Below are 19643 nucleotides of genomic sequence, written 5' to 3'. Positions count from 1 at the left end.
TGGATTACCAAACAGCGTTACAACAGCTCATGGTGTTATTTATTCAACTGACTCATGCAAAGACCAACCGCGAAAAGTCGTCGGTATTTTGTCAACTCCGCGAGTGGATCTCCGGTTTGCCTTGTTATATCAAGGGTTTGTTTGGAGAATTAAGCTGCGAAAGTTGAGTAAATTATTAAAAATAGAGATTGCCTTTAAACTTATGATTAAATAACTTATTATCCAGTAGATAAAAAAAAGTACTATATACATCATTGTATTCAATAACCATCTTAATATCTTCAGAGGCTTCACTTCCTTATCAATTGTTAATGTATTTATAATATCATTTTTGCGATTCCTGTTTTTATTTGTAATTTTTAATCTCTATCGTTATTACATCTATGTATTAATTATTAGTTCGCCGATTTCATATAACGTCTAATCTGCGAACTTCGCATATTTTACTTATTTGAAGTATTCGCGAAGTGATTCAACTATCCTGCCCGTTAATCTCTTGTTGCAAACTAAAGTATTTTAACTGTAGCAACCTCTCTGCCAGCCCATAATCTAAAGGTGTATCCACAGACAAGATCTTGCCACGGCGCATCATCGACTAAAAATCGTACATCCGCAAATGTATCCCACATACCTTCAATTAGACCTGTAATACTAACTAATACGGTCCACGCTTCACCGGTTAACTGCTTACCTTCAATACTTCCGAAGTGTACGATTAAATCCTGCAGCCAAGTATTACAGGGAAACTTGATTGGATCAGTGTCCCATGCTATAAGTGCTTTAACTGAATTCTAGGAAAAGCATAAGTTGAGCTAATGTGTCCCGTTAGTCGAATTAGAGAATAGCTTCTTAACCATTCAACGCAGTGATAAAAAAACAAATGGCTGTAACAAATGATATAGGTGTCATGATAAGCTTTTCATTTTTACTTTTGGAAACAGCATTCATTGCAGTATTTAAGAATAAATAAAATGCGAAGAAATAACATCCCCCTTTTGCAAAGTCTCTATTTCTCCGATCGAAATTACATTGCCTGCTTGTAATATAAACAAAATTGCTATGAGTTGAATAACTACAGAAATCGCACAAGCAACTCTCATTTGTTTCGGCAATACTTTGTATTTCCCACCCATTGCTAAATCTCCATAAGGCAAACCTAAAGCTAACAATACATACAAAACAGCAACTGCCAGAAAAGTAAGACTTCCAATCCAAGCTGTTATCATGTTATCACTCCCCAAAATATTCTTTCCATTTTCCTCCTCGTTCTTTAAGAATATCATCAATTCAGCAATCCTGCCCTTTAGTTGAGCGAACAAGATTTTCACCTGGAATGTGGTTTTATATAAGACTAGATTATTTGTTGTTTGAATAAAATATCTTTGTGCATGATAAAAATTAATTAATTTTAACTCTTCATTGAAAATTTTTTTTGTCATTGTTGTTTTTGATGTTTCTAATCTCAGTGCCGCTTCTCTCACTGTAGTGAACCCCTGTTTTTTTGCTGTTTCATCTTTGCTCTGGTTTCTATTACTTTTTGGGGCTAAATCTCTTTGCTGACGGCCTGACAACAACTTTCCCTTTCAGTAAACCTTCATTAATTAGAGTTGAAAAATTATTAGATTTCGTACCCATGAGTTTACTGGCCTGATATGCATTAATATACTTGCTGCCTAAGTTTGCATCTAAAACTTTTTGACCACTTCCTCCATCCCAAATATATATTTCAAAAAATTATAAAATGATCGCGGCCAATTAATAAAAATACGAAAAGCCTCATTTACAATTTTATCATTAAAATGAACATCACTAGATTCAGTAAACGCAATTCTTCTCTGATAAAATCCTTCTGAAATTGTAGAATTTATCCGATTTACATTTCCAGATTTCTCAATTTTCTTTGAGATTACACAACGGACAAAACTGTTTTTTTATATTTCTTATTGCAAATTGATCAATTGTGTTTTGTAGGCAAACGATAAACATTATCGTTTGCCTTGTTGTATTTTTATTCACTATTTTGCATAAAGACAACATTCATTTATAACTTTTACTTTTATTTTCACATGAGAATTTTATGTAAACACCTTCGAAGGAGAGTTTGTGCAGAAGGCTAAAGGGATGCATGCACCAGGATGATACGTAAAATGGCGGAGCATCCGCAGTAGTTCGAGGTCAAGAAAGCCGGTTAGCTAGTGAAAAGGGGGAAAGTAAATGATACATTCATTTACACTTTGAATCTGCCAATATGATTCTGTAATTCTCCAGCTATTTTAGACAAGGAAGAAGCAGATGAAAAAACTTCCTCCATTGCAGCCAATTGTTCTTCCGTAGAAGCTGATATATGTTGTATGCCTGATGCCGATTCTTCAACAATATTAAAAATGTAATTCATTGAACTATCTGCCTGCTCAGTACTCGCCGACATTTGTTGAGCAGCAATTGCAACTTCTTGAATCTGAGTAACAACTTTGTGGACGGATTGCTCAATATGGTCAAATGATGTTCCTGCTATATTTACAACAAGAATCCCCTCGTTTACTTCTTTTATTCCAGCTTCCATAGATTGTGTAGCCGTATTCGTTTCTTGTTGAATGGTTGATATTAAATCTGCAATCTGCTGAGATGATTGGGAGGATTGTTCGGCTAATTTCCGTATTTCATTTGCAACCACCGCAAAACCTCTTCCCTGTTCCCCTGCCCGTGCAGCTTCAATAGATGCATTTAAAGCAAGTAGATTCGTTTGCGACGCAATGTCAGTAATCATCCTGACAATTTCGCCAATATCTTGTGAACGGTCCCCCAATCCTTTGATTACTTCAGCTAAGTCCTTAATGGTTTGATGAATAAAATTCATTTGAATATCAACCTTTTGAATGGCTTGATTTCCCTCAAATGACTTATCAGCTGCTTCCGAGGCTGTAGATGACACATTTTGCGCGTTAATCGCAATTTTTTGCGCTACTGCTGACATTTCCCTAACTGCCTGGACACTTTCCGTCATACTTTCAATTTGCTTTTCTGTTCCAGAAGCAACTTCCTGAATGGCGGAACAGATTTGTTCTGTTGCTGTATTTGTCTGTTCAGCACTCGCTGTCAATTCTTCTGAGGATGATGCTACATGTTCAACACTCATACTAACTTGAAGTATTAAATTACGAAGATTAATGACCATTTGGTTAAAAGAATCAGCTAATTCGCCAACTTCGTCCCGGCTTCTCACCTTCATATTTTCTAAAGTCAGGTCACCTGATGCAATTCTCTTTGCTGAATTGGCTATTTGAACGATTGGTTTAGAGATGAGTCTCGACACAAATAAACCTATCAAAATAGCTAATATAAAGGCAAGTATACTTATTATCAGAATCGTTGTCTTAATAGATTCAACCATCAAGGTATTATTATTACTACTTTCATCTACTAATTTTTGTTGAGCTTCGGCAATCTTCCTAGACAAATCCTCGATTTCACGCCCGATTGGAATAACTTCAGAATTCGCCAATTTTATTGCCGCTTCTTTATTTACTTTTATTAAGGAAATTACCTGGTCGGCACCCTTCTTAAATTGTTGCTCTAGTTCCTTTAGTTTATTTAGGTCGTTTTTATCTACATCACGTCTTACCAAATTCGAAGTAGAAGTAATTAATTCCATTAGATCATTATCTGCTTGATTTAATTTATCCAACCCTTCTTTGTTTTGGGTCAGCAGAAAATCGCGTAAACTGCTCATTTGTTGTAGTGTACTTGCTCTCATATCCTTCGAGTTAGAGAGAATGCGTTCCCGTCTATCAATTAAATCTGAATAGGAATCGTCTATTTCCCTTAAATAATATAAAGATAAAAGACTAACGATTCCAAGTAGAATGGCAATAATTAAGAATCCACTTATTATTTTCATACCAATGTTTAGTTTCATAGGCATCGCTCTTTTCTGCTTTTTTCGACACAATTCGACCTTACCATGATAAGCCATTTTTCACAAGGGAATTCCCCCTTTTAAATCAATGATGTCAGCTATTTTTTTTTGTAAATCACATAATCTTACGACCTAGGTCTTTCCGAACAAACCAAAATTCCAGCCAGTTATAACAAGGGTTTGAGTCACTTCCCAATTGGAATATATATGCCATAAATTTGTATGAAATTGCTTAAAAATCCATTTACATAGAGTAGCTAAAATGAGATCTCCATACTTAATAGAACTGGAAATCGCCGAGTGAAACATTCTCTCCAGCTTTATGCTAATTTGAACGTAAAAAAGAGGCCTTAGATCGGCTAAGCGCCTCTTCAATTAGATCTTATAGAGACAAATGAATCATTTTACTGCTTCATTCGAGGATCAAGCACATCACGCAGCCCATCTCCGATGAGATTGAACCCAAGCACAGTAAGCATGATGGATAGACCTGGAAATAGAACCGTCCATGGTGCGTTCTGGATATATTGTCGAGAATCCGATAGTATTTTCCCCCATTCAGGATCAGGGGGCTGCGCACCCATTCCCAGGAAACCAAGTGCAGCACATTCAATGATTGCCGTTGCAATGCCTAACGTCCCTTGAACGATAATCGGACTTAAGCTGTTCGGCAAAATATGGATAAAAAGAATGCGTGAGTCTTTCATTCCGAGCGCTTTTGCTGCTGTTACGTATTCTTCCGTACGAAGACTAAGTACTTTCGCACGAACGAGCCTCCCAAAGACGGGGACATTCACTATCGCAATGGCAAGCAGCGCATTTTGTAAAGATGGCCCTAATACGGCTACAACGGCTATCGCGAGGAGTATGCTTGGGAAGGCCAGCAAAATATCAAAAAAACGAGAGATCAAGACATCCGCCCATCTGCCATAAAATCCCGCCAAAATACCGAGAAACGTACCTGCCACGATAGAGCCGAAAACGGAGGTAATTCCCACCCAGAGCGAGATGCGTGTGCCGTATACGATACGCGTGAACAAATCTCTGCCCAAGTCGTCTGTTCCGAACCAATGCGCAGCGCTCGGGGCTTGAAGACGATCAAGCAGCACTTGTTCTTTATAATCGTAATGGGTGATCCACGGAGCCAAACATGCAACAGCTGTAAAAAAGAGGATCATGATCATCCCGAGCATAGCCAGCTTATTACGGCGAAAAGCCCGCCAGCCCTCTCTCCATGGGCCTGAGGTAACAACCTTCGTATGTTTTGTTTCTATGTGCAACACGGCTTGTGCCAACGATCATTCCTCCCTTATTTGTAGCTGATGCGAGGGTCTATTGCTGCATACAGAAGATCGACCAGCAGATTGATCATCACGAATATAAAAGCAATGATCAGAATCCCCGATTGAATAACAGGATAGTCACGAGAAGCAATCGCTTCATAAATATAGCGTCCAACCCCCGGCCATGCAAAAATGGTTTCCGTCAATACGGCACCACCCAGCAGCAAACCTATTTGGAGACCTATCACCGTGATGACCGGGATGAGTGCATTTTTGAACGCATGCTTGTATACGACAAAAAACTTGGATACTCCTTTCGCACGGGCCGTTCGTATAAAGTCAGATCGGAGCACTTCGAGCATACTTGATCTCGTCATTCGAGCAATAATCGCCATCGGAATCGTTCCAAGCGCAATGCCTGGCAAAATCAGGTGTTTGATAACCGTCCAAACTTGATCCAGACGTCCGGCAATAAAAGCGTCAATGATGTATAGATGAGTTACTGCCTCAACCGGGTCGCGCACATCCACACGTCCTATGGAAGGAAGCCATTGCAGTTTCAGTGAAAACAGCCACTGCTCCATTAGACCTAACCAAAAGACGGGCATGGATACCCCGATGAGAGCGATTAGCATACTCGTAAAATCAAACCATGAATTTTGTCTCCAGGCACTCAGAATGCCCGCATTCACGCCAAAAAAGACAGCAATAAGCATGCTCACACAGGTAAGTTCAAGCGTTGCCGCCAGATACGGCTTCATTTCTTTGGCTATCGGTTCTTTGGTGCGAATCGAGGTTCCTAGATCACCGTGAAGCAAACTTCCCAAATACGAGAAGTACTGGACAGCTGCCGGACGATCCAGACCAAGTTCCAGCCGGAGCGCCTGCTTCGATTCCTCACTGGCCTTTTCACCGAGAATAGTCTCAGCAGGATCGCCGGGAATCGCATGAATGATAGCAAAAACGATAATGGTCATTCCGAGCAGCACGGGCACAAGCTGGAGAAGACGTCTGATCATATACGATACCATATCCGGTTCACACCTGCTTTGCGGGAAGTAATAAGGGGAGGAATTGGGTGCCTGCCTCCCCTTCATTTGTACTAGATTAGTCTTACCTTTACTTGAAGACTACTGTTTCATAGGATTCGCTGCCCGTTGGGGATGGAACGTAACCATCAATTGTCGCTTTTCCGGCTAAGATCGGCGTTGAGTGAGCAATGGGCACCCATGGAGCGTCAGCTTTAATTAATACTTGCGCTTTCATATAATTGTCGATGCGCTTAGCTTGATCATTCATCGATTGTGCTTCAGCAAGCAATTTGTGAACATCTTCACTCAAATAGAACGATTTATTGTTGCCGCCTGCATTCGTTTTATCAAGCAGTGCGTAAAGGAAGTTATCGGGATCCCCGTTATCACCGTTCCAGCCGAGCATATAAATGTCGTCTTTCTCACCTTTCTTCGTGTCGTCGAGGTATGTTGCCCATTCCGGTGAAACGATTTTCGTTTTCACGCCGATTTTAGCAAAATCTTGTTGGATCGCTTCGGCGACTTTCTTACCGTCTGGCATGTAAGGACGCGGTACCGGCATCGCATAGAACGTGTACTCGCCAGGCAAACCGTTCGGGTATCCGGCTTCAGCAAGCAGCTTTTTCGCCTTGTCCAAATCATAGTCATAGTCCTTAATATCGTTATTGTGTCCCCAGAGAGACTTCGGCATAGGGTTAACAGCAACATCCGCATTACCGCCATAAAAAGCTTGTACAAGCGCTTTTTTGTTCACCGCATAGCTTAATGCTACGCGAACTTTCGCATCATCGAACGGCTTATGTTTTAAGTTAAAGCCCACATAACCCACATTGAAAGGCGGACGAACAAGTTTTTTAAGGTTTTTATCGGCTTCAATATTTTTTACATCGTCTGGATTTACCCCTTCAATCAAATCCAACTCGCCATTTTTCAAGGCTGTGAGACGCGCAGAGTTATCCGGAATGGAACGGATGATAAGTTTGTTCAGCTTCGGCAAGCCTTGCTTCCAATAATTTGGGTTCTTTTCAAGTGTGATGGATTCATTGCGCTTCCATTCTTTAAAAACAAATGCACCCGTTCCCACCGGTTCCGATTTAAATTTCTCTTTTTTATCTTGAATCGCTTTAGGGCTGCCAATCCCGAAACAAGGCATGGCGATGTTTTGCAGGAAGGGCGCTTGCGGCTTATTCAGCGTAAACTGAACGGTTTGTGCATCAACGGCTTTGATTTCTTTAATGATATCGTCCTTTTCACCGCCGAACTGTGAAGTATAGTAATCAAAGGAGTCGCCTTGGAATTTCACAGGACTTTTGGGATCTCTCCAGCGATTGAAGTTAAATACGACGCGTCAGCGTTAAAGTCCGTTCCGTCATGAAACTTGACGCCTTTACGAAGTACGAATGTATAAATGAGACCGTCTGTGGATACTTTCCAGCTTTCTGCAAGGCCTGCCTGCACTTCAGTGGTACCGTCCTTATAATCAAGGAGCGTATCATAAATTTGCTGCGTTGCTTTAAATGATTCTCCATCCGTTACAATGGATGGATCCAGTGCTGCGGAATCTCCGCCACGCCCTACGATCAACGTATCCTGGACCTTTTTAGCTCCTCCCTCTGCCTTCGCCTCCGCTTTCGGCGTGTTCGTTTTCGCTGGCTCGCTTGTCTTCACCTCTTTGTTGTCACTGCTGCACCCTGCAAGCGCAAGCGAAATGGCAAATACTAGCCCTAGACCACCTGGTATCCATTTTTTCAATGTGCTGCCTCCCTTTCATCTTCCATTTAATATTTGTGCCCTCCCCCAACTAGGCGGGGTAGAGATGACACGCCACTTGATGACCGTCAGCCACTGTGCTTAGAATCGGGCGTTCTTGCTTACAACGCTCCATAGCAGCTGGACAACGTGTATGAAAGGCGCAGCCTTGCGGGGCATTAGATGGGCTTGGCACATCTCCCTGCAAAATAATGCGCTCTTTGCGGATGAACGGATCCGGCACCGGCACAGCAGACAAAAGAGCCTTCGTATAGGGATGCTTCGGCTCTCGATATAAGGACGACTTGTCGGCAAGTTCAACGATCCGACCCAAGTACATGACCGCTACACGATTACAGAAGTGCTTAATCACGCTTAAATCATGAGAAATAAATATGTAGGTTAGCCCCAACCGTTGTTGCAATTGCTGCATTAAATTCAGGATTTGCGACTGAATGGATACATCAAGTGCAGAAACTGGCTCGTCTGCTACAATCAGCTTTGGATTCAGCGCCAACGCTCTCGCGATTGAGATGCGCTGCCGTTGACCGCCTGAAAATTGGTGGGGGTAGCGATCTAGCTGTGCGCTATGAAGTCCCACCACATTCATCAATTCTACAACTCGTTCCAAAAGCTCTTTCCCGCTGGCCATACCGTGAACGATATACGGCTCCTCCAGGATGCGCCGAACCGAATGTCGTGGGTTCAGCGAAGCAAACGGATCTTGAAACACGATCTGCATGTGACGACGCATAGCTCGAAGCTGTAGATTCGTCGCGTTGGTAACCTCATTACCGTCGAATACGATTTTTCCTTCTGTCGGTTCAATCAGTCTTAAGAGCGATCTTCCTGCCGTTGATTTCCCGCAACCGCTTTCACCAACAATGCCAAACGTTTCTCCCTCATAGATACGAAAGGAAATATCATCAACAGCCTTTACATACCCCGTGACATTTTGCCAAAATCCGGAGCGTATTGGGAAATATGTTTTTAAATGTTCTACTTCCAGTAAAGGCTTCGTCACCCTGCAGCGCCTCCTTGTTCGTCCAGCCAGCAGCGCGACTTATGATGGTAATCGACCAACTTTAAATCCGGCATATGAGTATGGCACTTTTCCATGGCGTGCTCGCATCTCGGTGCAAACCGGCATCCTTGCGTTATCGATCCGGGCGAAGGTACATGACCGGGAATGGAATATAACTGATCTTGAACGATATCCATTCTTGGAATGGAACGAATGAGCCCTTTGGTATAGGGATGTCGAGGGTTCCTGAAAATATCCTTCACAGGTCCTTCCTCCACCACCTTCCCCGCATACATAATAGCTAACCGATCACACATTTCGGCAACAATGCCAAGATCGTGTGTAATAAGCATGATGGCCGTTCCCATCTCTTGATTAAGTTTCTTCATAAGATCAAGGATTTGTGCTTGAATCGTCACGTCCAGAGCTGTTGTCGGCTCGTCGGCTATTAGCAATTCAGGCTCACAGCAAAGCGCCATAGCGATCATAACACGTTGTCGCATCCCTCCGGATAATCGGTGCGGATATTCATCCGCAATATGCTCGGGACGCGGAATACCGACACGTCGGAGCATGTCGACCGACTGTATGCGTGACTGCTTGCGATTCGCATTCCGATGAAGGCGAAATGCTTCCGCGATTTGTTCTCCAACTGTGAGCAGCGGGTTGAGCGAAGTCATCGGTTCCTGAAAAATCATAGAAATTTCATTGCCACGAAGCTTTTTCATTCGTTTTTCTTTTGCTTTCGTCAGGTCCTCGTCCTTAAAAAGGATGGAGCCACCTTTCATTTTTCCGGGAGGTTGAGGAATCAGATTCATAATGGAAAGCGAGGTAACACTTTTTCCACAGCCTGATTCCCCGACAATTCCTACAATTTCACCTTTACATATGTATAGGTCCACACCATCAACCGCGGGGATTTCACCTCGATCTGTCACGAAATACGTTTTGAGATCTTGGATTTCAAGAAGCATATCCTTCATACATATATCCTCCTATATTAATTTCACATAACAAGAAAATGGATTTAGCTCCTTGTAACCAAAAGGACAATTCGCAACCGATCTACGACCGCCGCGAAATTTATTGAACAAAGGTCATTTAATTTTGGAGGAATATATGGCATGATGATGAGTAGTGTCGGAACATAGAAGTAGGAGTGGAATTCTAGTTGGATTTATTAAGGGTAGACAAATGATTGTGAGTAATCATGGTGAATGGGAGTAAGGGGAGTAAACTTTTTTGAGGAAAACATTTATTTTAGAAATTTGAGAATCATGGAAAGATTGCATGTGATAATAACTGACACATTTCAGTCTTTGCTGATATTGTAATACCTTAATTTACCATTAGTCAATAAAAATATTTTTTAATCAAAATGCGACTCGATTCAAACTCATTTTTCAACAAAAAAACTTTACGCACGGCATCGTTAAACGCTTTCAAAATAGTTGCCTTAGAAACCTTTTTTTTCAAAAAAAGCAACCATCTCCCCCACAATGTTTTAACAGAAAGGATGACAGTATAATGAGAACTAACTTTACAACCAGAGGTAAGTTACAATGCGAATGAAAGATTGGGATATGAATCTCAAAATCCGCCTAGGCGGAGAATTTACTTTCAACATTATTTTTTGGACATTCTTTCCTTTCTTGTCCATCTATTTTGCAAGCTCCTTTGGTAAAGCATTAACCGGGGTACTCCTAATTATGTCCCAAGCGTTTTCTGTACTGGCAAATTTATTAGGAGGTTATTGTGCAGACCGCTTCGGTCGCAAAAGAATGATGATTATCGCTTCTTGTGGACAAGCATTCGGATACGGCATCTTTGCATTTGCTGCTGCTCCCTGGATATCCATGCCGGTCATTGGATTCATAGGATTTACTATAGCCAGCTTTTTTGGCTCCTTGTATTGGCCGGCAAGCCAAGCTATGGTGGCGGATGTTGTCAAAGAAGAACACCGCTCCGGCGTTTTTGCCATCTTCTATACGGCTACTAATATTGCTGTTGTGATAGGCCCTTTGCTCGGATCTATTTTGTACGCGGACAATCCCTATGCCTTACTGACCGTGGCTTCTGGGGTGTGCCTGATTCTCGCTGTATTAATGAGCCGGGCCTTAAAAGAATCGCTGCCCGATCAAGTGGCCGACCTCAACCGCTCGAATACCGGCCAACCCTGGTATCAGTTTCTGATTGCGCAATTGCGTGACTACAAAATCATTGCCGCTGATCGTGTATTCTTGCTGTTCGTCCTTGCGGGTGTCTTGCTTGCCCAAACTTTCATGCAGTTGGACCTTTTATTTCCGATTTTCTTGCAAGAGACCGTTCATGCAACAACCATATTCGCTTACGGCGATTGGGATTTACAGCTATCAGGGAAACAGTTATTTGGATTGATCGTCTCGGAGAACGGTTTATTGGTTGCACTCTTTACGGTACTGGTGACCAAATGGATGCTTGCTTATCGCGATCGTTATGTATTCATTGGCGGGGCACTTTTTTATGCGCTAGGAATCGCCATGTTTAATCAAATGTCTACCTTCTGGGGATTCACGCTGGCGATTGCAGTATTCACGTTGGCTGAACTCATGTCCGCTGGTCCTCAGCAGGCATTCGTGTCCAGATTGGCTCCCGAGCATATGCGAGGCCAATATTTTGCGGCATCAAGCCTTCGCTTTACACTCGGGCGCACAATCGCACCGCTCTCGATTCCGCTTAGCCAATGGATTGGCTTCTCGTGGACCTTCGGTCTGCTCGCAGGGCTTGCTGTCTTGTCCGCAATCCTATACAACTCCATGTTTAATTATCATGATCGTCAGGCTTCCTATTAATAAACCCAACATAACGACCAAAAACCGCAAACAGAGGGTACTGTCATCAAGAACAGTCCCTCTGTTTTTCGGCATTTTATCACCCAAATGGATGTTGGCCATTTACTTCCCCATCCTATTAGCAGATATGTTATCGCATCTGGGCGACTTTCGCCATTTCTTGGCTATCCAGAATGGTACCCTCATGTTCCTGACTCACAAGATGAATCATCGCTCTCCCCATTTCTTCCAAGGTAATGACATGTTTGGGAATGAGCCATCGCAGAATCGGATACATCCAAGTTATTGCCGCGTAATAGCGATGAGCGTTCGTTAATCCCTTGGTCGGATGAATATAACCTGGACGAAACATATAAGCTTTCTTGAATGGCAGCTTCAAAAGATGGTTCTCCGTCCTCCCCTTCACGCGGGCCCACATACTTTTCCCCTTTTCGGTGCTATCCGTCCCACCAGCGGTCACGTAACACAAGACCATATCAGCGTTTAATTGGGATAGGAGGCCGGTGACATACAAAGTCAGGCCATAGGTTATTCTGCTATATGCAGCTTCATCCATGCCGACCGACGACACACCTAGGCAAAAAAAGCAAGCATTGTACCCGCTCAATTGCGATTCAAATGAGGATAAATCAAAAAGATCTGCATGTACAATCTCGGACAGTTTGGGATGGTTAATGCCGCATGGCCTGCGATTGATAACCAATACATGTTCTACATCCGAGTGCTTCAGACATTCATGTAAAACACCTTCTCCCACCATTCCCGTAGCACCTGTAAGGATAACTCTGATTTTCTTTCTTGCCCTATCATTTGCTGTACGCATAAGAGCTTCATACTCCTTCATTAGCTATTCAGCCGTTCCTATTTACGGTTTAGGGCATCATTATTCAGGCGTTGTCCAACAGTTCCCTTAACACAGAAGTCACCATGTTGTGATCTTGGTCACCAGGTAATCCTGAAACGGTGATCGTGCCAACAACTCCTTCATCCTTCAAAATCAACGGAAAGGCGCCGCCTTCTGCCTTATAGTCAATGGGGTTAAGCCCGGAGGCTTCCACGTCAGAGCCCGTTGATTTCAGAAATACGTGCATATAGTAAGAGCTGTGGCCGAAGTGACGAACCACATTATTTTTCCAGGAAACCCATTCATCATTATGAGAGGATGTGCCTTCCATTCTACTGTAAAATAATAACTCGCCATTTCTTCGAATATCCACAACGATGAATTTATTATCTCGCATCGCCTTTTCTATGATTCCGTTCCCCACCCTATAGGCGGTTTCATTCGTGAAAAGGGGAAATTGGAGATCAGCTTCTTCCTGAAGCAAAGTCTGTAATAAAGCATCGGTTTGATCCATAGGGAGCACTTCCTTTTCTTGTCAAATAAATGATTGTACCTGATTGAATTATACACGCTAATGAGAAAATTTATAAAGCAAAACCATCTTGAGAGATAATTCATCAAGATGGTTGGACATACTTCGTGTAAAACCTTATCCTTTTACAGCGCCATCCGTAATCCCTTGAATAATCCAGCGTTGGAAGATGGCGAAAATGACGACAATCGGAATCGAAGATAAAATTAATGAAGCCAGAATTAGCGACCATTCCCGACTATACTTGCCAAAAAACATATTGATTGTCAAGACAAGCGTATATTGGCGGAAATCGGTAAGCATCAGCACCGGAAGTAAGAAATCGTTCCATAACCACAATAAATTTAAAATGCCTATCGTAAATGTAATCGGCAGCAATAGCGGTAAAATGATAAGGAAAAAGGTTTTCACTTCCCCGCATCCGTCCATTTTGGCCGACTCGTCTAATTCCCGCGGAATCCCTTTTACAAAGCCGTGGTAAAGAAACACGGCCATACTGACGCCTAGTCCGGCGAAAAAAATGCCTAATCCAAACGGAGAGCCCTGAAGCCCTAGCGTTTTGGCCATTTTCGTTAATGTAACCATAATGGTTTGAAAAGGAATCAGCATGGAAGATACGAAAAGCATAAAAATCGCATTGCTGAGCTTCCCCGGCGTCCTGGAAAGCTTGTATCCTGCTAAAGAGCTGCACAGCACGATGACTACAATACCTGTGACCGTTACAACAATCGTATTCCAGCCGCTTTGCAGCATATTCGCCTTTTTGAAAGCCTGGACGTAGTTTTCAAGATGCAGCTTGACAGGGAACCCCAGCACGGAGCTGTACATTTCTCCTTGTGTTTTAAAGGAGTTCAACACAGCCATGTAAATCGGGAAAAGGAAGAATACAGCCAGAACCGCCAAAGCTAACAGAGACAGCCCTGCGTACGTCCGTCTAGTCATGCTTCCACCTCCCGCTTCTTCATGAAAGAAACTTGGACCAACGTTATTGCAAGTATGATGAGGAAGAGAATAATCGATTTGGCGCTGGCATATCCATATCGGAAATTGCGCTGATAAGCCTCTTCCAAAATATTCATAGAGATAACTTGAGTTGCCCGGGCAGGACCACCGCCTGTTAAAGCATAGACAAGGTCATACACTTTAAATGAATTATTTAAGGTAAGAAAAATACAGATCGTGAGCGCATGCGCAATCAGAGGTAAAATGATGTAACGCAGCATGTGATAAGGTTTGGCTCCATCAATAATAGCCGCTTCCTTGAGATGCTGTGGAATGCCTTGAATGGCAGACATATAAATAATCATTAAAGTGCCTATACCGCCCCAAACGGAGACAAGCATAATTGTCCAGAACGAGATGTTCGGGTCGCCAAGCCAGGAAACATTGAGAAAAGTTAAAGCTGCATATTTGGACAATGCCGGCATGACCTTGGTAAACACGAATACCCACATGAATGTGCTAATAATAATACTTAACATACTGGGTAAGAAAAAAATGGTACGCAGCCATCCTTTTCCTCTGCTTTGCGATTCAATCAATAAAGCAAGCAGCAAGGCGATGGCATTCTGAAAAATAACAGCAAATAACACATATTTAGCTGTGAACAGAATCGAAGAGCGGAAATTGGCATCATCACGAATGGCTTCAATGAAATTGTGTATGCCAACGAAGCTGTAATTTTTATTCAAGCCATCCCAGTTCGTAAAGCTGTAATAAGAGCCTTGAAGCATCGGAATCGCCATAAATATGACATATAAGATAAATGCGGGAAGCACGAATACGATCAAGGAAGTATGTTTTTTAGCAAGGCGTTTCAGCACGTGGGCTCACTCCTTAGGAAAATCTCGTGCCCTGACCTAATTTTTTACGGATCAGGGCAAGGCACAATATGTCTTCCATTCTTTATTTTTTATTGGCTATAGCGTTTGCGTCTTTCCAGGTTTTATCCAGATCCTTGATAACCTCATCTGCGGACATTTTTTTTACTGTAATAGGCTTGAAGCGCTTTGCCTGATTCGTCCTTCACTGCTGCTGGAATTTGAGGATCCTTAAAGGCCTGTCCTTTGTTCACATACACGGATGCATCCTCAACCCAAGGGTATGGTTTGAAAGAGTGGTTTTTGGACACTGGATTGAATTTCATGCCTTGGTACAGTTCGTTTGATGCTTGATCATCCAATATGAAATTCAAAAGATCTGCCGAAACTTCTTTATTTTTGGTTTTAGTAGCCATCGCTAAGGAAGTCGAAACGGAAACGTTAATTTGTGTGGCGTTTGGATCGTCATTGATAGGCAGAGGAGCAACCCCAAATTCGAACTTGCTGTTTGCTTTCAAAAGACTGTCCGCATCCCAGGGACCTTGGACCCACATGGCCGCTTTACCTGCGGCAAAATCAGCAGCTCCGTCATCATTGCCAACTTCAAATGCACGTTCAGTGCCGTTGCTGTTAACAAGATCAATGATACCGAACATATCTTTCACTTCTGCAAAGCTTCCTTGATCTTTGTACATTTTATCAACAAAATCCTTATGGCTTGAATTCCCTAATCCGCCGATCGTGAGAGGCAAGAATAACTGAGGAATCCAGCTTTCTTTGTAGCTGAGCATAAACGGCTTAATCTTTTTGTCATTTAATGTTTGTACCACTGTCTTCATTTCTGTCAATGTGGAAGGCGGTTTGATGCCCAGATCGTTAAAGATTTTTTTGTTGTACAGGTAACCCCACGACAAGCTTTCAAGCGGAACCGCTACAACTTTGTTGTCAATCGTCACGAGCGACTTGATGCCATCAATCAGCTTATCCGAAAGCGGTTGTTTCGTTAAATCTTCCAAATAACCGGCTTTATAGTAATCCGGAATGTCGTTCACGGCATGAAGGCTGAATATATCCGGAACATCGCCTGTTGCCAGTCGCGTTTTCAAAATTTGTGTGGCATTATCGGAGCCTGGGTACTCGGTGTTAATCGTAACCTCAATATTTTTTTCCTTCTTTTCCTTCTCAGCGAATGCAGCGAAGTACTTCTCAAATTGGTCCCTAAAGCGGTCCAAACCGCCAAGAAATACTTTCAATTCTACTTTTTTAGGTGCATCCCCGCTTTTAGATGTGCTGTTTTCACCAGCGCTAGATGTACCTTGACCGGAAGAACAAGCTACTGTAGAACCCAACATGCTTAGTGCAATAATCATTGTAAGTGCTTTCTTCATTTTATAGCCTCCCTTGTAATGGCAACGCTTACGTGTCTTAGTATACTAGAGAAAGCGTCACCATTCATTGGACAGAAACTGCATCTCTGACTGGACAATCATGATATCATTGAACACATTTTTGGACTTCCTAACCGTTTTGTCGAATCTGGGAAGGTGTCATGCCTGTCATTTTTTTGAATATACGATAAAAATAAGTAAGATCTGAATAGCCAACCGTTTCTGCGGCGCTCTTGATAGATACAGAAGGATCCTTTAAGAAGCTCGCTCGCTTTTTCAATCCTTTTGTTAACCAAATAATCCATGACAGTAACGCCAATTTCTTGTTTAAAGGTACGAGACATGTGTTCTTTGCTGACAAAAAATTTACTAGCTATCGTGCCAAGATTGATTGGCTCTGCAAAAGAAAGATCAAGAAAATTCCGAATCTCATCGATATTAATTCGGGTTTTATTTTTCCTTATGTGAATTAATTGCTCCAAGCTCCCTGCGTATGCGTTCGATAAAACGTTGACCCATTCTGACACCGATGTGCCATCCGTAACCAAATAATAGCTGGCACTCTCCTGAGCTTCTACTGTTAAATCGCTGCCTGACAAGGCAGATTGCTCTTCCAAAAGCAGCATGAATTGTTTGTAGAGGGAGTTATTCAATCCCGGCTGCAAAAGCTCTTGATCGTTCAACGTTTGCTCCAGCTGCTTAAAATTGAGCTTAACCGCCTCTATGTTCATCTCCTGGAAATTTCTAGCGATGATATGTTTCATCTCCGTGATGAATTTTAATAACGGCTTGTCCAGCGGCTTCGCCGCGTGGATGCCCTGAGTTACGCTAAGCTCCCGAACCGCTTTCTCTAAAGCCCGATTCAGCTCCTCCGGATTGATTGGCTTGATCAAATATTCATCCACTTTGGATAAAATAGCCTGTTTGGTGTAGGTGAAATCATCAAAGCCGCTAATCACAATTTTGCGGATAAACGGATAGTCCTCCGTTATTTTTTGGAGAAGCTGCCCACCATCCATCCCGCGCATTTTCATGTCCGTAATGACAATATCCGGATGAATTTGCGCGATAAGTTTGAGACCGCTAATTCCTTCCTCCGCTTCTTCAATTTGATGGATACCCAGGCGCCCCCAATCAGCTAAATGCCTGATGCTGTTACGAACCCAAAATTCATCATCAATAATGACAGCTTTCATTATAACGTCCCCTTTCCCTTGATGATTGCCGGTATAACAACTTTGACGATCGTTCCGGCACCTTTGGAGCTTGTGACAAACACACCATATTCTTGGCCGAAAATAAGCTTGATCCGCGAATTTACATTATTCATTCCCATACTTTCCCCAAATTCCTGATCCTCACCGCTATGATCTAATTGTCGCCTAATTTCCCCCAAACGCACCTCATCCATACCTAAACCGTTATCTTCAATCGTTATTTCGATTTCATCCATCAATTTCTCCACGGTGATGGATACCATCCATTCTTCCATTTGACCGCCTTCCAAACCATGCACGAAGCAATTCTCCACAATGGGTTGGAGCGTAAATTTCGGAATATCGTAAATTCCACAATCTTCTTCCATGTCCATTTGAATGTTCAGCATGCTCTGAAAGCGCAGCTTTTGAATTTGCAAATAGTTGGTTGCATGTTCCATTTCATCGGCTAATGTGACAATATCCGATTTTATTTTAATCGTATAACGAAATAACTCGCTAATGGCTCTGACATGCTCATATACTTCTGGCGCATTCCGGGAGAGGGCAACCCCGCCGATAGATTGCATCGCATTATACAGAAAATGAGGATTAATCTGCGCCTGCATGGCTTTGAGTTGCGCGGTTCGCTTCTCAATCTTACTTTTATACTCAATTTGAATGAGCTCTTTAATTTTTTGCAGCATGGAATTAAACCGTCTCTCCAGCGTACCGATTTCATCGCCTCGTATCTTATCGACACCCACGTTGAAATTCTGGTGCTCCACGGCTTTCATTGATCTCGTCAATCGGATAATCGGTTTAGTCGTGAAATAAGCAATCAATACAGAAAGGACAATAGCCAGAAGTACAGACGCCATAGCTGTATAAAAACTAAAGCTTAATGTGTTAGAAGCACCCTGGGTTACGTAGCTGATCGGGATAAATTTTACAATCCAAAGCTCCGCGGATGCAACTGGCTGATAAAACAAAATGCCTTGTTTGGACTCTACATAACCAGGTTCCATGGGACTGTTTATCACCTTTCCCAGCATATCTGGATCAATCGTCGATTGCCCGGGATAAGGATTGTACATGATGTTTCCTTTTGCGTCCAAAACAAGCACTTGGCTATTGGGCTCCGAGTGGATCATGCCAATAACACTATCCATCATTTTCCATCTTGCTTCGATGAACACGCCGCCCAAAATCTCTTGATTTTCAAATCGATTCATACTGTGTGCCAATGTAAAATTATTGTGTTCAGATTTCACAATCTTATTTATCGTTTGAGGTTTATTGGATATTTCTTTCCAATTCCCAACGGGCGTATCCCCTTGTTCGGTAGACCGAACGGCATCTTTATCGACGATATACATGCGCTGCCTATCATTCAGATATAGCGAGATCCGGGCAATGTGACTATTGTTAGCGATATACAGGGATCTTAGCTTTTCATCCATATATAACTTTCCTTCATCCAAACCGCTTCCAACGGTCGTCGATTCACCTTTGGTAAGCGGAAATATGTTTGTGTCCATGAGAAGAGAATAAGCTACCGAATGTAATTGACCGAATTTCTCTTCAAAATAATTGGCAACCCAATCCATTCTTGCCTCATTGGAACGAATAATTTCCAAACTTAATGATTCCTTGGTGGTTTTGGCAGCAAAGATTGTGACTAAGGTTAACGGCAAAACAGCGACAATGACCATTAAAACCATAAGCTTGTATCTCATACTTATTTGAAATGGAATTTGAAACCGCCGTGTTATGTCCCTGGATGCCATCATTTGATCTCCTTTTTTTTAACTTAAGCATAAATAACAAATCCTATTCCCCAAAAAGGTAAAGCGCTTAATCTTATGTTACATCATCAATAAATTTACATCAATACGCCTCCGTTGCTTAGATGATTCTTCAGTGTAAAGATCATGGATTTCGAGAATAAAACGATTTTCTTTTGGCAACCCCGCAAAAAGGAACTTATCGAAGAATAATCCCCTTCGACAAGCTCCTTTATTTGTAA

At 42.3% G+C, this 19643-nt stretch carries 13 protein-coding genes and 3 pseudogenes; 2 read left to right on the top strand and 14 right to left on the bottom strand.

Annotation, left to right across the window (positions count from 1 at the left end; translation table 11 throughout):
- A pseudogene (locus tag FU659_RS36555) lies at positions 1-167 on the top strand (IS4 family transposase); the annotation flags it as partial.
- 789 nt (positions 168-956) lie between these two features.
- Here the strand turns inward: FU659_RS36555 and FU659_RS37790 are convergent.
- The 7 genes and pseudogenes from FU659_RS37790 to FU659_RS28900 form a co-directional block, all read right to left on the bottom strand.
- Complete coding sequence (locus FU659_RS37790; RefSeq protein ID WP_261808118.1) at positions 957-1571, bottom strand: hypothetical protein; 615 nt, start codon at positions 1569-1571, stop codon at positions 957-959.
- 656 nt (positions 1572-2227) lie between these two features.
- Complete coding sequence (locus FU659_RS28925; protein WP_187274464.1) at positions 2228-3916, bottom strand: methyl-accepting chemotaxis protein; 1689 nt, start codon at positions 3914-3916, stop codon at positions 2228-2230.
- A gap of 404 nt (positions 3917-4320) precedes the next feature.
- Positions 4321-5211, bottom strand: coding sequence for an ABC transporter permease (locus FU659_RS28920; protein ID WP_261808117.1), 891 nt, complete (start codon positions 5209-5211; stop codon positions 4321-4323).
- Between the two features lie 14 nt (positions 5212-5225).
- On the bottom strand, positions 5226-6230 hold the full coding sequence (locus FU659_RS28915) for an ABC transporter permease (protein WP_147950744.1): 1005 nt from the start codon (positions 6228-6230) through the stop codon (positions 5226-5228).
- A gap of 88 nt (positions 6231-6318) precedes the next feature.
- Positions 6319-7982: pseudogene (locus tag FU659_RS28910) on the bottom strand (ABC transporter substrate-binding protein).
- A 49-nt stretch (positions 7983-8031) separates the two neighbouring features.
- Positions 8032-9003: an ABC transporter ATP-binding protein gene (locus FU659_RS28905; protein ID WP_147950743.1), complete on the bottom strand. Its 972-nt coding sequence runs from the start codon at positions 9001-9003 to the stop codon at positions 8032-8034.
- Positions 9000-9986, bottom strand: a complete 987-nt coding sequence (locus FU659_RS28900) for an ABC transporter ATP-binding protein (protein ID WP_147950742.1) — start codon at positions 9984-9986, stop codon at positions 9000-9002. The genes FU659_RS28905 and FU659_RS28900 overlap by 4 nt, the downstream gene beginning before the upstream one ends.
- A 579-nt stretch (positions 9987-10565) precedes the next feature.
- Between FU659_RS28900 and FU659_RS28895 the strand changes: the two genes are divergently transcribed.
- Positions 10566-11834 carry an MDR family MFS transporter gene (locus FU659_RS28895; protein WP_147950741.1) on the top strand — a complete coding sequence of 423 codons (1269 nt, stop codon included), beginning with the start codon at positions 10566-10568 and terminating at the stop codon, positions 11832-11834.
- Between the two features lie 130 nt (positions 11835-11964).
- Here FU659_RS28895 and FU659_RS28890 read toward each other — a convergent pair whose 3' ends face one another.
- The 7 genes and pseudogenes from FU659_RS28890 to FU659_RS28860 all read right to left on the bottom strand — a co-directional run bounded on the left by FU659_RS28890 (position 11965) and on the right by FU659_RS28860 (position 19353).
- Positions 11965-12657: an NAD-dependent epimerase/dehydratase family protein gene (locus tag FU659_RS28890; RefSeq protein ID WP_147950740.1), complete on the bottom strand. Its 693-nt coding sequence runs from the start codon at positions 12655-12657 to the stop codon at positions 11965-11967.
- Positions 12658-12721: 64 nt separating this feature from the next.
- On the bottom strand, positions 12722-13192 hold the full coding sequence (locus FU659_RS28885; RefSeq protein WP_147950739.1) for a heme-degrading domain-containing protein: 471 nt from the start codon (positions 13190-13192) through the stop codon (positions 12722-12724).
- A 135-nt stretch (positions 13193-13327) separates the two neighbouring features.
- On the bottom strand, positions 13328-14152 hold the full coding sequence (locus tag FU659_RS28880; RefSeq protein WP_147950738.1) for a carbohydrate ABC transporter permease: 825 nt from the start codon (positions 14150-14152) through the stop codon (positions 13328-13330).
- Positions 14149-15033, bottom strand: coding sequence for a carbohydrate ABC transporter permease (locus tag FU659_RS28875; protein ID WP_147950737.1), 885 nt, complete (start codon positions 15031-15033; stop codon positions 14149-14151). The genes FU659_RS28880 and FU659_RS28875 overlap by 4 nt, the downstream gene beginning before the upstream one ends.
- 82 nt (positions 15034-15115) lie before the next feature.
- A pseudogene (locus tag FU659_RS28870) lies at positions 15116-16418 on the bottom strand (ABC transporter substrate-binding protein).
- Between the two features lie 98 nt (positions 16419-16516).
- Complete coding sequence (locus FU659_RS39385; protein ID WP_147950736.1) at positions 16517-17614, bottom strand: response regulator transcription factor; 1098 nt, start codon at positions 17612-17614, stop codon at positions 16517-16519.
- Entirely contained in the window at positions 17614-19353 is a 1740-nt protein-coding gene (locus FU659_RS28860; protein ID WP_187274463.1) for a sensor histidine kinase, read from the bottom strand. Before FU659_RS28860 ends, FU659_RS39385 begins: the two co-directional genes overlap by 1 nt.
- Between the last annotated feature and the right edge of the window lie 290 nt (positions 19354-19643).

It is taken from the genome of Paenibacillus sp. N3.4, assembly GCF_008017805.1.
In the GTDB taxonomy this organism is placed as follows: Bacteria; Bacillota; Bacilli; order Paenibacillales; family NBRC-103111; genus Paenibacillus_E.
The sequence above is the reverse complement of the archived record's forward strand: the minus strand, read 5'-3'. Positions and strand labels throughout refer to the sequence as shown.